The organism is Silanimonas sp. (assembly GCF_027531545.1).
GTDB lineage: Bacteria > Pseudomonadota > Gammaproteobacteria > Xanthomonadales > Xanthomonadaceae > Silanimonas.
In genome coordinates this window covers 48,583-63,973 of sequence record NZ_JAPZSC010000014.1, presented here as the reverse complement: position 1 = coordinate 63,973, position 15,391 = coordinate 48,583, and the positions used below count along the sequence as shown (strand labels likewise).

The 15,391-nt window shown below is 67.3% G+C and carries 12 protein-coding genes; 1 reads left to right on the top strand and 11 read right to left on the bottom strand.

Features of this window, described 5'->3' with window-relative positions; all coding sequences use genetic code 11:
* Window positions 1-530 precede the first annotated feature (530 nt).
* The 8 genes from O9280_RS08815 to O9280_RS08780 all read right to left on the bottom strand — a co-directional run bounded on the left by O9280_RS08815 (window position 531) and on the right by O9280_RS08780 (window position 5,700).
* Entirely contained in the window at window positions 531-929 is a 399-nt protein-coding gene (locus tag O9280_RS08815; RefSeq protein ID WP_298341274.1) for a type II toxin-antitoxin system VapC family toxin, read from the bottom strand.
* Complete coding sequence (locus tag O9280_RS08810; RefSeq protein WP_298341272.1) at window positions 926-1,174, bottom strand: AbrB/MazE/SpoVT family DNA-binding domain-containing protein; 249 nt, start codon at window positions 1,172-1,174, stop codon at window positions 926-928. Before O9280_RS08810 ends, O9280_RS08815 begins: the two co-directional genes overlap by 4 nt.
* A gap of 107 nt (window positions 1,175-1,281) precedes the next feature.
* Window positions 1,282-1,521, bottom strand: a complete 240-nt coding sequence (locus tag O9280_RS08805; protein WP_298341270.1) for a hypothetical protein — start codon at window positions 1,519-1,521, stop codon at window positions 1,282-1,284.
* A 604-nt stretch (window positions 1,522-2,125) separates the two neighbouring features.
* On the bottom strand, window positions 2,126-2,785 hold the full coding sequence (locus O9280_RS08800; protein WP_298341268.1) for a nucleotidyl transferase AbiEii/AbiGii toxin family protein: 660 nt from the start codon (window positions 2,783-2,785) through the stop codon (window positions 2,126-2,128).
* A 10-nt stretch (window positions 2,786-2,795) separates the two neighbouring features.
* On the bottom strand, window positions 2,796-3,323 hold the full coding sequence (locus O9280_RS08795) for a helix-turn-helix transcriptional regulator (protein ID WP_298341266.1): 528 nt from the start codon (window positions 3,321-3,323) through the stop codon (window positions 2,796-2,798).
* A gap of 1 nt (window position 3,324) precedes the next feature.
* The gene (locus O9280_RS08790) at window positions 3,325-3,897 is read right to left on the bottom strand and encodes a hypothetical protein (RefSeq protein ID WP_298341264.1); all 573 of its coding nucleotides are present in this window, start codon (window positions 3,895-3,897) and stop codon (window positions 3,325-3,327) included.
* A gap of 463 nt (window positions 3,898-4,360) precedes the next feature.
* Window positions 4,361-4,654 carry a hypothetical protein gene (locus tag O9280_RS08785; protein ID WP_298341262.1) on the bottom strand — a complete coding sequence of 98 codons (294 nt, stop codon included), beginning with the start codon at window positions 4,652-4,654 and terminating at the stop codon, window positions 4,361-4,363.
* Window positions 4,651-5,700, bottom strand: a complete 1,050-nt coding sequence (locus O9280_RS08780; protein ID WP_298341260.1) for a PRTRC system protein D — start codon at window positions 5,698-5,700, stop codon at window positions 4,651-4,653. Before O9280_RS08780 ends, O9280_RS08785 begins: the two co-directional genes overlap by 4 nt.
* A gap of 1,313 nt (window positions 5,701-7,013) precedes the next feature.
* On the opposite strand from O9280_RS08780, the gene O9280_RS08775 reads away from it, so the two are divergent.
* On the top strand, window positions 7,014-8,321 hold the full coding sequence (locus O9280_RS08775; protein WP_298341259.1) for a phage integrase N-terminal domain-containing protein: 1,308 nt from the start codon (window positions 7,014-7,016) through the stop codon (window positions 8,319-8,321).
* A gap of 28 nt (window positions 8,322-8,349) precedes the next feature.
* On the opposite strand, the gene O9280_RS08770 is transcribed toward O9280_RS08775, so the two are convergent.
* From O9280_RS08770 to O9280_RS17490, 3 genes are all read right to left on the bottom strand, one after another.
* Window positions 8,350-10,491: a ParB/RepB/Spo0J family partition protein gene (locus tag O9280_RS08770; RefSeq protein WP_298341257.1), complete on the bottom strand. Its 2,142-nt coding sequence runs from the start codon at window positions 10,489-10,491 to the stop codon at window positions 8,350-8,352.
* A 138-nt stretch (window positions 10,492-10,629) separates the two neighbouring features.
* Complete coding sequence (locus tag O9280_RS08765; RefSeq protein WP_298341255.1) at window positions 10,630-11,091, bottom strand: helix-turn-helix domain-containing protein; 462 nt, start codon at window positions 11,089-11,091, stop codon at window positions 10,630-10,632.
* A 107-nt stretch (window positions 11,092-11,198) separates the two neighbouring features.
* On the bottom strand, window positions 11,199-15,374 hold the full coding sequence (locus O9280_RS17490) for an ADP-ribosylglycohydrolase family protein (RefSeq protein ID WP_343228739.1): 4,176 nt from the start codon (window positions 15,372-15,374) through the stop codon (window positions 11,199-11,201).
* Between the last annotated feature and the right edge of the window lie 17 nt (window positions 15,375-15,391).

Below are 15,391 nucleotides of genomic sequence, written 5' to 3'. Positions count from 1 at the left end.
CCTCGGACAGATCCAGTACCTCTTCAACCGCCGCTACAACCTGAGAACCATCCTGCTTCGGCTGGCCCGCGACGCTGCTCAGGCCGCTCCGCACCCCCTCAAGACGACTCGCGCAGCTGAGGCAGCTTGCTGATCAGGTGTTGAGTTGCTTGCATCGAACTGCTTCTGCGGTTTCAGCAACACGCGCAGCAGCAAGATCGGCCTTGTCCTCCCCCGATTGAACCGGGGTGTCAAGGAAATCAGCAGCTTAGAGAACGGTGGGCTGGCTGATGGGATCCAAAACGGCGACCTGAGCTGTTGATCTCATTCGGGAAAGCTGGGCTGGTGATCGGTCTGTTCCCCCACCTGCTCCCCTACCCTGACCGGGATGTCCTGAGACCTTCAGCAAGTCGATTGTGGCCACACCGCCGACCATCGGCAACGCTCCATCGGAGTACGTCGTCGGGTACCGCAGGTGTAGGCAGATTCGCTGGCAGTGCCGCCGCCCGGGCCGCGGGCGCGGTGAAACCACCCACGCCCAGCCGGGCACGTCAGCGAAGCCAACGCACCTTTCGCTTCTGCGACTTCAGCAGCCTGGCCGCCTGCTGGTCGAAGGTAACGAACTCGGGCCCACCGAGCAGTTCGCCCTCGTAGGCAATGGCGCCGTCGGCAAAGTCGCCCCCCGCCTCCAGCACAGCCAGACCGGCCAGCGCCGCCGGGGTGTGGCACACCACGTGGCGCACCTGAATCAGCGTGCGTACCGCCTGAGCCACCTGCGCGGGTGTGTAGCGGTAGCCCCGCAGCAGCACCCACACCAACTCACAGAGTGCAGGCGTGGGCACGGCGATCAGCGTTGCGTTCTGCAGCACCTGCAGCGCCTGTGCAGCCTGGGCTGCGTCGTCCTTCGTGGCCAGACGCACCAGGACGTTGGTATCGAGCGTGACCTTCACTTGCGCTGGCCTGCCCAGGCGTCGGACACGAGGGCGTTCATCTCGTCCAGGCTCAGAGCCTTGGCCGGCGGCGGCAGGCAGCCGGCGAAGGCCTCCAGCCCATGGGGTGCCTTGGCATGCAGCGCCAGCACGCCACCCGCCAGCTTGTCCACGGTCACCTGCTGCCCGGGCCGGATGCCCAGGTACTGCAGTAGTTCGCGCCGCAGTGTGATCTGGCCCTTGGCGGTGACGGTGAGGGTAGGCATGGGCTGGTCAGCAGAAACGGCGCGTAAGGCGATTATGCCTTACCACCTGCCCATTCCACAAGCTGGCTAGTCAGGGCCCGCACGGCAGCGACTTCATCACGCTGTCATCACGCCCACAGGCCCTGCCGGTGCACCGCCAGTGACCTGGCGAGTTTCGCGACATTGCGCCACACAGCCTTGGGGGCAACGCCGTCGTTCGCGGCGGCTTCCTCCACGGCCATCACCAACAGGGGCACCGGCGCCTCGTCGAGCAGGTGCGTCAGCTGGGCCGCGTAGCCCTTCGGTACGCCGCCGCTGACCAGCGCATGGCCGAGCGTGTCGGGCGGCACCTCCTGGACGTAGCTCACGCCGGCGTTCTTCGCCGCCATCCACAGGCCCCGCTTTCCGGGCGTAGTCTGCCTGGCTGGGCGGACAGAGGTCCAGTCTCAGCGCGGCCGGCACCTAGGCCACTTGGTGAGGTCCAAAGTCGCTTACAGCGCCCGCCTCCACGCCGACCAGCGTACGCCGCGAAAGTCCGCTGAAGCGTCCGAGTCGCGACTGAGACAACCCAAGTGCTTCTCAGCGCGCGCGGACGATTGATCCCGAGTTGGAGACATTCACTGCTTGAACCCCTGCGCACGGTCGAGGGCCGACGGCGAAAGCGCCACCAAGATGCCATCGTCTCTACGCGACGACGAGGCCGACGAGCCAGATCATTTGCCTCGAATCGAGCCCCAACGACAACGGCCCCTCACCTTGCGATGAGGGGCCGCTGGATGCGCTATGCCCGGTGTTGGCTGGGGTGGCTGATGGGATACAAAACGGCGACCTAAGCTGTTGATCTCATTGGGAAAAGCGCTGGGAAAAACTGATTTGTTCCCCCGTCTGTTCCCCTTGTCCGCATGGGACGTCTTGAGACCGTCAGCAACGACATTCTGGCGGTCCTGCCCGTCGCCCGCAACGTCGCGATGCTCATCCGTCCTTCAACGCGGAAAGGTAGGCGGTGGCAACCTCTACGCATTGCTCCAGGCTCGGCTGATACCCGGTCGCAGCGATCGCCTCGAAGGTCGCCACAAACCCGGCCCCGGGTTGCCTGATCTGCTCCAGGAACCTCTCCCGGTGCCGCATGAGGAAAGGCGCGGCTGCCGCCAGCGCATCCGGCTCCCGCTCGACCACCATCGCCAGGTCGAAGAGATCACGCGCCGTCGCACGGTCCCCGCGGTGGTACATCTTCTTGGCGATCACCTCCGCAGCCGTCTCGACGCGCACCGGCCGACCCTGGATATCCCACCGCTCCCAGGCCGCGTCGGTGAGGTTCGGTGCGGCCACGAAGTCGATCTCGCCTTCCTCGAACTGCAGCTTGACGAACGAGCCCGGCATCTCCGTGTACTCCTCGGTCAGGGATGCTGCCGTGTCGCTGAGTCGGGGCGTCACGTAGCCCAGGTACTGCGGGTCCGGCACGAAGATGTCGATGTCCTTGCTGAGGCGATGTCCGTGCCTGAACATCAGGACGGTCCCGCCTCCGAAGGTCCAGAACGGGTCCGCAAGCCCCCCATGGCGCTGGATGTCGTCGACCAGCCGCAGCGCTCGCTGGAACAGCACTTCCCAGGGGCCGGACGGCAGCGACTTCATCACGCTCTCATCACGCCCACAGGCCCTGCCGGTGCACCGCCAATGACCTGGCGAGCTTCGCAACATTGCGCCACACAGCCTTGGGGGCCACGCCCTCGTTCGCAGCGGCTTCCTCCACGGCCATCACCACCAGGGGCACCGGCGCCTCGTCAAGCAGGTGCGTCAGGTGGGCCGCGTAGCCCTTCGGTACGCTGCCGCTGACCAGCGCATGGCCGAGCATTTCGGGCGGCACCTCCTGGACGTAACTCACGCTGGCGTTCTTCGCCGCCATCCACAGGCCCCGCTTCCGAGCGCGCGCTGCCTGGCTGGGCGGATCGAGGTCCAGCCCCATCACGGCCAGCACCTGCGCGACCCGGTTGAATCCCAGATCGCTCAGAGCGCCCGCTTCCAGGCCAACCAGTGTCTGCCGCGAAAGCCCGCTCAGTTGCGCAAGCCGGGACTGCGTCAGTCCCAGCGCCTCGCGCCGCTCGCGGATGATGGTGCCCAGGTTGGAGAGGTCCACAGCTTGGTCCGAAGAATTGTCGAATATTTTGGACATTCTAGCGCCTCCGGACCGCACCCGCCAGGCCCTCGCCAGCGGCGCCGCAGGCCGCTCGCTGCCCACAGCCGTGACAAACATGCTCGCTGTCGGGCCACTGCGGGCGATCGAGTCCATCGATCAGTCGACGGTGCCTCGCTGCAACGGCTTCGATTTGCTCCCGCGACATCAAGCGGACCGCTCGTGAGGTCGGCGGCGCTGAGTGCCGACCAGGAAAGATCACGAACGCCTCGTCAGACACCTGGACACGCAGTTCATCCTCCACGGCCACCCGCTGCGCCGAGAGCTGGATGACATCCGACGCCCTCACCGCCGCAGTCGACCGCGTCTTCAGTTCAACCAGCACGACCAGACCGCTCGGCAGCCGATAGGCCCTGTCCACCCTGGCCACGATGGGCCAGCGGCTCTTCGACCTGAACTGCGACTCCACGCAGATCAGTTCGGCGTCCCGCAGCCCGGCCGGTCGGTCCCGCCGCTCCGCGACGCGTGCGCGGTGCCGCCGGACCAGGTGCCACGTGACCGCCAAGGCAACAGCCAGGAGCAGCACCCACGGCCACATCAGGTCGAACCTCATGGTCGCCTCCTCGCCGACCATCGCCGCCAGCCATGCGCCACGAAGCCCAGGATGCCCCTGGTCATCCGCAGCAACGGCGGGCAGCGCTGGAGCACTCTGCAAAGGCGCGGACCGGCGGCATAGTAGGCTGCCACCAGGCGTCGCCCCCAAGGCCGCGGCCTCAGGACCGTGTCCCTGAAGTCGCGCAACGCATCGGTCTGCCAGGCGTCCCCGAAGACCATCGTCGCGATGAAGCACCTCTCGCCCGGTCGTCGAGTCGACCCGTCGCCTGGCGCTGTGGCGCGCCGACCCTGCAACTCGAAGCGCACATGGGCCGCGATGCCCCTCCGGCGCGCCTCTTCCTGTGAAGTGCATCGACGCGGGCCGTGCAGGGATTCGAGAACCACCAGGCGTTCGCATCGGCCCATCTGCGCCAGCTCGGAGGCCCCTACCGACCTACCCTGGCGGCACCTCGCCCGACTCCTCATGGCCCATCCCGGTCATCGATCGCGGGCTCGAAGAGTCCGTTCGTGACCTCCGCCCCGTCGCCGTCGAAGCTGATCGTGCCGGGCGCATCGCTGGATGCCTGCCCAGGGAGCTTCAGGACGCCCTGCTGGACCAGCAGCCCCTCGTAGGCCAGCGTGCGCAGTCTGCCGACACGCTTCACGCCCTTGTGGAACCGTGCGAGCTCGTCATAGAGACGAGGCAGTTCCGCCCTCTCGAGCTGGAACACGAGCCGGATGCGCGGCGGCTCCGAGGTCTTGGTGGGGCCGGTCATGCGGCATCTCCTGCAGCGCGCTCGGCCGTGGTCGACTTGTCGCGATCGGCCGCCAGCACGGTTCGCGCATAGGTCATCCCAGCCAGCTGAAACCCCCTCACGTTGGCGAACACAGGCTCCTTGATCTCGAGGATCCGGTGGCGCGGAAACGCCGACTTCACGGCCTTGCGGAACAGGAAGGCGCCTCCGCCCACGAGGATGATGTTCTGCAGGCTGTGCGGCGATTCGATCCACTCCTTCATGCTCGACACAGCCTGCTCCGTCACGCTCTCGGCCAGCGGCAGCAGCCGCTTGAGGTCGTAGGGCTTCTGGAAGATCACCGGGGCCTTGCCGGTCCGCAGCGCCATGTCGATGGCGTCCAGATCGCGGAAGGGCGTGCCGATGTCCTTGGTGATCTCGGCGGCGAGCAGCTTCAGCACGTCGGCGACACCCCGATTCACGGAGTGGCTCTGCTTCTGCACCAGTCGCATGCCCTGGGCGACGAGCCAGTCGAAGGTCCTCGCACCTGGATCGATGATCAGGCTGCGCTCCTTGGCGATCTCGGCGAGCTTGCCGTGGGCGTGCGCGTAGAAAGCCAGCGCGCCTTGAGGCTGGGCAACAGCCAGCGTGCGCACCACACTGACCTTCCTGCCGCCGCCGACATCGTGCTCGCCCGTCATGACCCGCTCCAGGGCCGCCTTCTTCACCGCGAACAGCGCCACCGGAAGCCCGACGACCAGCAGGTCGATCTGGCTCTGCCGCATCGAGCGCAGCGCACCGCGCAGCAGCGCCATGTACTCCGGCGACTCGATGTAGTCGTCGTGCAGCTGCGTCGCCCGGAAGGTGTCGGCCGCGAGCCTGACCTCGGGACCGACTTCATAGAAGAGCGACCCGACCGGGATGAACATCGTCTTGGCCCCATCGCCGCCGGGCCAGAGTGGTTGTCCGTTGCTGGACGGGTAGGCCAGCGACGGGAAGCTTGCGCAGCGGATCTCGCTGTCTGCCGTGCCGGTGACGAACTTGGTGTTGCCGGAACCGACATCCACCGCCCTCACGATCAGGTTCATGGTGTTCTCCGAGTGAACGAGAGAGTGCTCAGGATCGACAGACCGACCCTGTTCCTCCACGCGAATACCTGCCTCTACAGGCGCGATTTCGACGTCGGATCCGTCCCGGTGTCACTGCGCTGGCACTGCAGAAGCACTGCACTGCCCCTCGGATGACACCGAACGGACGAGGAGGCCGCGTGGTGTCACCACGGTCACATTGCAAAGTCACTCGTCAACCCCGTCCATCGGCGCGCACGCCGGCGCCTCACACCGCCAAGCGAGGCCGATGCCGGCCCAGTCGGGGTACCTGAGGCGGCAGCCTTGCCTGTCAACCCCGCGCCGTTGCTGGCGATCCGGGCCATTGCGACGCTAGATGGGCCCTGCCGCCGAATCTCGCGCCGTCAACTGCCTGCCCCAAGGGCCGCCCGATCAGGGGTCTTGCGGCGGGCGCTGCGCATGCGGCCTTGACCGTGGATGGCGTCGCGGTTTCCACTGTGGGCTCCCGAGGGCTCCTGGCCCGCTCCGTCCTCTCGAAGAAGACGAGCATCGCAGGCGTCGCAGTCGTTACCTGCCTCGTGCCTTCAACCGAAGTTCCCGTCCCGAACGGGTGGCGCGACCGGCCTCGACCTCCAGAAGGATCGACGCCGCGAGCGTGCCGAGTCATCCACCACCGCAGTGATCTGCCCGGTCCTTGCCAGCCGCATCCCCGCGATGACGGCTGGGCGCTCCTACAAGCGCACCGGCGCAGCAGAACCCCGTGGCGGCACCTGATGCCGCGCACCGTTCCCGCCAGCCCTTGAGCACGCGCGCATGACGCGCATCGCGCGGCGTGATGGCCTCCATGAGGCTCCCCGCACGACCCTCGCTCATCAACTCGACACCGCCCTGGACTCTCGGTCAGGGGTGGACCCATGCGAGTGGCCGGCGCTGCACACCAGGCCTGATCCACCGAATGACCCAGGGCAAACCTTTTGAGTGGTGCCCTGGCGTCGATGTCGCACCCAGCCCCGAGCGGGGTGGACATCACCCTTGTCGTCGCGTCGCAGAAATGCGCAGGCGGCCTGGATCAACGTGTTCCATTTTTAAGTCTGACCGAGCTGACCAGGCCCCTCGCCGAAGACCACGGGGAGCCCGGACAGCAAAGCCATGGGTGGGTGTGGCGCTGCAGAGATCGACCGCCGCACCGACGTTGCACACGATCTCCATCGCCGTGGGCTTGCCAGGAATCGGCCCCGGGGATGTCCAGATGGATTCCTCCAACTCCGGTCCCCCGGACCGTTCATCCACCGGCGTGCTGTTCGGGCAGTCCGCCACCTTGCAGAAAGCCCACCATGTCCCGTATCCGCCGTGCAGAACCCTCGCGCCGCCGCCGGCAGGCACCGCTCTCCCTCAACGACCGCCGCAACGACCCGCGCAATGGCTCCACCCTGCCCCCCTCACCCGCCCGCCCTTCCAGGAACTCCTCGATGACCTCGGCCAGCCCAGGCCGCGTGCATGGCCAGGACTCGCCACGCCGCCAGAACTGGGCCGGCAAGTCGCCCCAGCAGGTGCTGGCCATGTACCCGCCAGGCAGGACGCCCGTGAACCGGGTGGTGGACGTGCTGATCGAGCTGTTCAACCCGCTGCACACCGCGCTGGAGAAGACCGTGTCGCACAAGACGCGCTACGAGCGCGCCCACTTCCTGCGACGCTTCTTCCGCGAGCTGCACACCGACGCCGGCTTCAAGCTGGCGCCCGATCCCCGCAACCTGGGACAGCGGCATGTCCAGGCGATGGTGAAGGTCTGGCAGCGACGGAAGCTTTCGCCGGGGACGATCCAGACCTACCTGAGCTTCCTGCGCGGCCTGGCGATGTGGCTCAACAAGCCGGGCTTCATCCGCAGGCCCGAGCACTACGGCCTGACGCCTGACGAGTACGAGCGCCACGAGAACGCCCAGCGAGACAAGAGCTGGAGCGGCAACGGCATCGACGTGGAGGCCTTGCTGGCCCAGGTCTCTGCCTACGATGCCCGCATCGGCGCGTCGATGCGCCTGATGGTGAAGGTCGGCCTGCGGCGCAAGGAGTCGGTGATGTGCCGCCCCTACGCCCACGTGCATCCGTTCGAGGAGACAGGCCTGCCCGACGAGCAACGGGAGGCGGATCGGTATCTGTGGACGAAGGGCAAGGGAGGCCGTGCGCGCTGGCTGCCGCTGGCCACCGAGGAGCAGCAGTCGGCCATCGCGCATGCCCGCAGCGTGGTCAGCGGCCATGACGCACACATGGGGGCGCCGGATCGGGACCTGAAGTCCAACCTCCGTCGCCTGGACTATGCGCTGCGCAAGTTCGGCCTCACGAAGCGCCAGAGCGGCACCACCGGGCACGGGGCGCGGCACGACCACCTTCAAGGCCAGTATCAGGACACGACAGGCACGCCCGCGCCGGTGCGTGGCGGTGGGCCTGTCGATCAGGACCTCGACCGCCAGGCGAGGCTGCGTGTGGCCCGAATCGCGGGCCATGCCCGCCTGCGCTCGGCCGGCGCCTACATCGGTGCGATCCGGCGCGCGCCTGCAGGGAGCCGCGACCCGGCCCAGGGCGAGACCGGCAAGCCCGGGCCGCGGAGCATCGGGGACGACGGTGACACGCCTGTCCCGGTCGCATGAGCCGGCCCGGCCCGGGCCGGCCCTGCGTTCAGGCGCAAGCGGGCGCCTCGGTCCGTGCTGGATCGTTGGCGTCGACCTCCTCGCCACCCGTCACCGGGGCATCGGCGTGCGGCTGCACGCGCAGGCAGTCGGGCAACCAGCCACGCCCGGCGAGCAGTTGTTCGGCCTGCGCCACCGCGGCGTCCTTCTTCAGCGCCGCGAGCGGACCAGCAACCTTGGCGCCGGCCACCGCGTGCACCACCTCGACCACCCTCGCCTTGGACACGTGCTGAAGGTAGGCCTCCCCCGTCGCCGACCACCATCGCGTCATGTCCAGGCCGAGGGCGCGGGCCAGACCGTCATTGACCGGTCGGCCGGTGTCGGTGCCGGTGATGCCGTTCACGGTGGACGCGACCAGGAAGGTCAGCAGCCGCTGCACCGTCTGCGGCGGCTGCCCCAGCATCCAGTCGAACACCGCGTCGGGTTCCTTGGGCAGGTGCTCGATCCAGGCGATGCGGTCGGCTTCGATACGCTGGGCCGCCGGGCTTGCCTCGATGTCCTCGGCCGCGCCCCGCAGTTCGTGCTGGTTGCCGGTCGCGCTGATCGCCAGCAGGTTGGGCAGTCGGTAGGCGCCATGGAGCGGGTCGGCCAGCAGCTTCAGCGTCAGGTGGGTCGCCAGTGCCGCCAGCGCAACCTCGGGGCGGTCCAGCAGCTCGGCCTGGATCGCGGCGACACGGTGGGCCGTGAGGCGGCGCATGAGCTTCTCGGAGTGCACGGGCCGTGCCGTGGCGCCGGCTGCCGATGGAAGCGACTGCAGGGCCGGGAGCCCCGAGCCGCGCGCAGAATCCGCGCCGTCTTCCGAGCCGCCGCCACCGGCCGACTTCTGTCCGGCAGCCTCGGTGATGGCCTGCGCCAGGTCGGCCCGATCCTCGGGACGGATGAGCCCTGCCTTGACCGCGGCACGGCCGTCCGTGCCCACATGCAGCACGCATCCGGCGAGCGCCATCCAGGCCACGGGCCATTCGGTCAATGCCTCGAGCCTGGCCTTGCGCTCTTCCTCCAGCCCATCGGCCTCGGACTCCAGGGCGAGGAAGGCACGGTCGCGCGACGCGTCGTCCTCGTCGGCGGCGTCGTTCGCCTCGCCGCCATCGCTGACGCCCTCGCCGGCATCACCATCGCCGTCGCGGTCCACCAGCGCGTCCATCTGCTCGTGCAGGGCAGCGATGCGCGTGTCCAGCGCCTTCAGCGCCTGGGCTTCCTCGGGCGTCGGGGCGCGGCGGGGCTTGCGCAGCTCGCCGTGCTTGACGTACTCGTCGTAGGCGAAGCGCGGACGGATGTCGACCCACTTCCAGCCTTCAGACAGGAGTTGCTTCGCGCGCTTGCCCAGCTTGTCGGCGGCGAGGCGCTCCAGCAGGGCCGGGTCCAGCAGGTAGGCCTTGCGATCGTCGTCGCTGAACAGGTCGCGGCGCAGTGGTCCGCCGGCCTTCTCGTAGGCCTTGACGGTGACGAACCGGGCCAGCGGGTCGGCGTCCGATTCGATCTCGCCCCGGGTCAGCAACTGCCGCAGATGCTCCGGGCGCTGGTTCCAGCTCGGCAGACCGGCCCAGGCCTGCTCCTGGCGCTGGTGATCGTCGACCGAGGCCAGCACCATGAGGCAGTCCAGGCCGATGCCGCCTTCGCGGTACAGGGCCATCAGCCGGGGCGAGACGGTGGCGAGCTTCATGCGTCGCTTGACGATGAGCGGCGTCACGCCGAAGGCTGCGGCCACGTCCTCGACGGACTTGCCCTGCGCGAGCAGTCTGGCGAAGGCGGCGAACTCGTCGGCCGGGTGCATCGGCACGTGGAAGCAGTTCTCGGCAAGGCTCGCGATGAGCGCCTTGTCAGCCGGCACGACGAGCACCGGCACGGGGTAGTTGTCGGCGATGTCGCCCTGCTGCACGAGCAGCGTGAGCGCGGCGAGCCGCCGTCCGCCTGCGCAGACCTCGTAGCGCCCGCGCGCCGCCTGGACGACGACGAGGTTCTGCAGCACACCGCTGTCCTTGATCGACGCGGCCAGTTCCGGCAGCGACATCGCGGGCGCCGTGCCACTGCGGGCCTGGTGGTCCTCGGACAGCACCAGCTTGTTGAAGGGAACGAAGGTGCGAGGGGACGCCTCGATGATGGCGTCGACCTCGGCTTTGGAGAATCTCATGAGGGACTCCTGATCGGTTGCATGGCAGGCCGGCGGCCCACCATGCAGTCAGGATCCCATCGAGCCCGTGCACTTCAAGGGTGGCGAGGAGCGCTCCCCGATGGCCCGGTCACGACGCTGGGCCGCGCGTCGGCTCGCCTACGGCTGCTCGCCCGACTTCAGGGATGCCAACCGCTCCACCACCTCGCGCTTGCCAACCCCGCGCAAGGCAGCGATGGCCGCGAGGTTCTTGCCCCTGGGGCGTGCCTTGCCCTGCTCCCAGGCATAAACGCTCTGCCCGGATGCGCCGACCAGCAACCCGAAATCCGCAGCCGACAAGCCCAGGCGCTTGCGATTGCTGGCCATGCCCCCTGCACGAAACCGGAAGCGGCTGACATCTTCTGCACTCGACAACTCTGCCTGCGGAACAGCGGGGACATCAGGCAGGACGCGCGACGCATGCCTGATCTGCCGCTCAAGGTCGCTGACCTTGCGCTTGAGAGCCGCGACTTCCGCTCGGGATGCGGACAGGCTCTTCCTCAGTGGATCGACCTGCTCGCGCAGTTCCTTGCGCGCCAGTCGAACGATCTCTGCCTTCAATACGGTAGCAATGTTCGGCATGGGGCAATTGTGCACGCCGAAACTCGCGCCTTTGCTTGCCCGACCTGCGCTCGGTTCACAGTCAACAGGCCCGGATGCGTTCTGGCCACGCTCGCGCCACCCGCCCCTCAGTATCCCGGATACCGCTCTGCGAGACGGTTGGGATCGACGGTATCCAGGCAGGCCAAATCATCTGCCACCTGAACGATCAGTTCGCGGAGTTCGAGTGGTGCCAGCCAATCCCGAGGAATGTCCTGGACCCCATGCATCAATCCAAGCAGGTGTCCCGCGATGGCGCCCGTCGAATCGGAATCGCCATCGTGATTCACGGCCAGGATCACCCCTTCCTTGAAGCTCCCGGCGACAAGAGCGCAATACAGACCGATCGCAAGCGCTTCCTCCGCAGTCCAACCCTCACCGAGAGCTGCGATCGCCTCGATGGGCGAGCTTTGTGACTGGGAGAGGGTCTCGGCCTGCTCAATGGCGCGAAGTGTTTCCTCGTGATCCGGCCACCGTCGCAGGCACCCCTTCGCATCTCCGATCGCCTCGATCAGGTGCCCCCCGGCAACCAGCCTGAACACGAGCACCGCCAGCACACCACCAGCCAACGATCCCGTAGGGTGCCCATGGGTCAGTGCGGCGAGATCGCGACCCAGCGCGAACACTTCCTCCAGCGTCTGCCGTGATCGAAGATGCCACGCGTACAGACCCACCGGCGCAACTCGCATGACACCGCCGCAGCCCTTGCTGTCATTGAGGGCCGGCTCGCCCAGCCCGGACATGGTCCTCAGCGCCGATAGGCAGGTGCTGCCCGGAGCGCGTCGGCTATGGAGCGCCCGATGCTCGAACAGCCAACCAGGCTTGTCGGCACCAACCTCAAGGTCTCGATCAGGCCGTTCACCTTGTGTGCGCAGCCATCGGAGATAGGCATTGGCGACGATGCTGGAAGGGTCAGCGATTCCCTTCGTCGCACCTCGAACCCAGGTCCTCAGCAGCCCTTCGGCGGTGAAGAGGGCCATCTGCGTGTCGTCGGTGATCGCACCCAGGGATCCGTAGGCCGGCGCATAGTCCGTGATGCCTTGTGAACCGAACTGCGCCAGGATCTCGGAACGCCTCAGGAACTCCACCGGCGCGCCCATCGCATCGCCGACTGCCCCACCCAACAGACAGCCGGCAAAGCGTGCCTTCAAGTCGAGCGCCTGCCCAGGTTGTCGATCAGAGACTTGGTTTGCGAACGATTCGCTGGTCGACTCTCTCGACAGGCGGTCCGGTCCCGTCAAGGTCTCGCCGAAGATCGAGTACTCCTGGTGGGCTGCGATTTCTGCGAGGACCTGCGCGGCAGGCCTGGGTGACAACGTCCGTTGAGCGACCCATTCGGGTTCGCTGCTCCCGTCGGACCAGGTCCCGAGACCACCGTCCCAGCGTGAGAGATAGGCTTCGCCGCGTTCGGCTGCGTAGTGGTTCCCGTTGCCGGCGGAGCAGTCGAGCGCGTACTCCCAGTTGTTCTCGCGCATGTTCACGCCATGCACAGGATGGGCTGCCTGCCCAAGTCCGAGCAGGTACTCCAGACTCTTCGCATCAAGCGGCCGGTAGGTCGACACGCGGAGTCTGCCGTCGTCGCGTGGTGTGACCGCCGCGATCAGGTGATCTCCGCGCTGGATCGTCACGATCCGGCCGGTCAGGTCGACGGGCCCGAGTTCCAACCACCATGCGTCTGACGATGCGCTGATCACGGCTCGGTTGTCGTCTGGAGACGTGAGCGACGCGAGCCGTGCCATGACCGGCTCCATGTCTCGCCAGGGTGCGCCACCTGGTCGAGCCTGCAGCTGCAGACCGTGCAGCATCGCCGCGAGCGGCAGGTGCCCATCATCCGCCAGCCCCCCTTGCAGGACATGGATCGGGACGGGGTAGCTCATCTGCGGGAGTCCGATGCTGTCGAGAGCCGCCTGCTTCAAACGCACTTCAGCGAACCCCTCCATCGGTGCAAGATGAAGCCTTTCCGAAGGTCCGTCGGCGATTCCACCACCGGCATCGGGTGCGGCTGGATCGACGACCGTTCCCAGGGACTCCCCGGTCGCCAGCGATCCCGCTGTGCCCAGACGGCCTGCGCCGGGCAAGGTCCGGATCCAACCCAAGGCCTCCTCCAGGTCCAGGTGTTGGCTGCCGTACGCCTTGCGGAGCAGACGATCAGGCAGCGCCCAGTCCCACTTCTCCCGCTGCAGGTTCCTCGTATCGGCCAGAAGCACATCCAGCGGCGGCACCTCGTCCAGACCCGCATCGAACAGGACGTCGACGATGTCCTCCAGCGTTGCCTGCCCCTTGAGCACCTCGACACCGGGGCCCGCCGGCGCCGCCACGAAGCCTCGGCGGCGCAGCAGGCACGCCATCGCCTCGTTGGCGGCATCGCCAAGCCACGTCAGCAGGAGCACCTCTCTCCCCTGGTCCAGGACGTAGGCGTCGGAAAGACCGCGTGCCCGGTAGTTGGCCCTGCCCTCGGCCAGGAAGCGCCTCGCGACCTCATCCAGATGGGATGGCAGCTCGTCGCCCTCGAGCAACTGGCGCATCCGCTGCCGCACCCGGGTGTGCGTACGACCGGCCCCGCCGGAGAACAGCGGTGGCGCCCCGCCTGCCGCACGGCTGACATGGATCGTCTTCTGTTCTTCGTCGATGTCCTCGACCTTCCAGGTGCGGCCGGCGAACAGGATGCGTTGACCGATCGTGAGCACCTGGGAAACCGGCAGGGTGCCGAGCGACTTGCCCCCGGCGACGATGCGGAACTCCTCATCGGACGTGAATGCGGCGTAGAACGTGTAGTGGTTGACCAGCTTCTCGCCGATACGCCCGTGAAGCAGGACGCCGGACGAATCCTGGACCAGCAGTTCCTTCTGACCGAGATGCCGGATCAGCTCGACAAACTCGTCCTTGGCCACGACCGAAAAGGGCGTCGCTGGTGCGCACAGCAGCCCATGAAGTTGCCCGATGGTCGCGCCGCCGTTCTGTGCGATGAAGGAAAGCACCTGCTGGACCAGCGTGGACAGATGGGCGCCTTTCACTGATGGAGGTTCGAACCAGCCCTCCAGCAGCAGCGAGATCATGGCCGCCATCTGCACGGTGCCCAGTCTGAGTTCATCCGCGATGGACGGTTGTCCACCCAGAGCGTCCTCGACACAGTAGCCACGAAGTACCGCGGGCTCGCCTTTGCGGCGACCCGATCGCCCGAGACGCTGGCGCAGGCTCGCCACTGAAGGGGGTGGCCCGATCTGTGCCACGCTCTTGACGGCACCGATGTCGATGCCCAGTTCAAGGGTGTTGGTACAGATGGCAGTGGCCGGCCGCTCCTTCTGTTTCAAGGCTGCCTCCGTCTCCGCGCGGATCTCCTTGGACAGGCTGCCGTGATGCGGCCAGAACTCGTTGGGCACCTGCTGGGCCTCGCACATTCGCGTCAACAGGTGCGTGTAGCGCTCGACCTCGCGACGGGAGTTCGGAAAGACCAGGTTGTTCGAACCCCTCAGGCCCTTGAACAGATGCCCGGCGATCTGTGCCGGCGTGACGGGCTCGCTCTCCCCGTCCTCCTGCTCGCCACGCACCACGCGCGGCTCCTCGTAGCCCTTGACCAGGATGCGCAGTTCGCCGCCCGACGACTTCGATTCGACCAGCGCCACGGCAGCGCCATGGCCAGGCCGCAGAAACTCCGCCGCCAGACCCATGTCGCCGAGGGTCGCGGACAGCCCGATGCGTGGAACACGCCGGCCGATGACGCGTTCGATGCGGTGCATCAGCGCCTGCAACTGCTTGCCGCGCTCGGTCCCGATGAAGGCGTGCAGCTCATCGACCACCAGGTAGCTGAGGCGCTCGAAGGTCGAGCCGATCGCGGTGCCACGGTTGCACAGCATCGCCTCGAGGGACTCCGGCGTGATCAGGAGCACGCCCCGCCGCTGGGACAGGAAGCGGCTCTTCGAGGATGCCGAGATGTCGCCATGCCAGGGCCAGACGGGCACCTCGAGCTGCTCGCACAACCGGTCCAGACGGCCGAACTGGTCGTTGATCAACGCCTTCAGCGGGCTGATGTAGACCGCGAGGCCGGGTGTGTCGGCCTGCACCAGATGGGTCAGGGCGGGCAGGAACGCTGCCTCGGTCTTGCCAGCCGCTGTGGCTGCCGCCACGATGACGTCGCGGTCGCCCTTGACGATCAACGGGATCGCCGTCTCCTGCGCGTCGCGCAGCGACTCCCAGCCTTCGGCCCAGATGAACCGCTGGATGCGTTCATCGAGCAGATGGAACGAGCTCGACGCCGTCGCAGACATGGCGATCGTGTCCTACA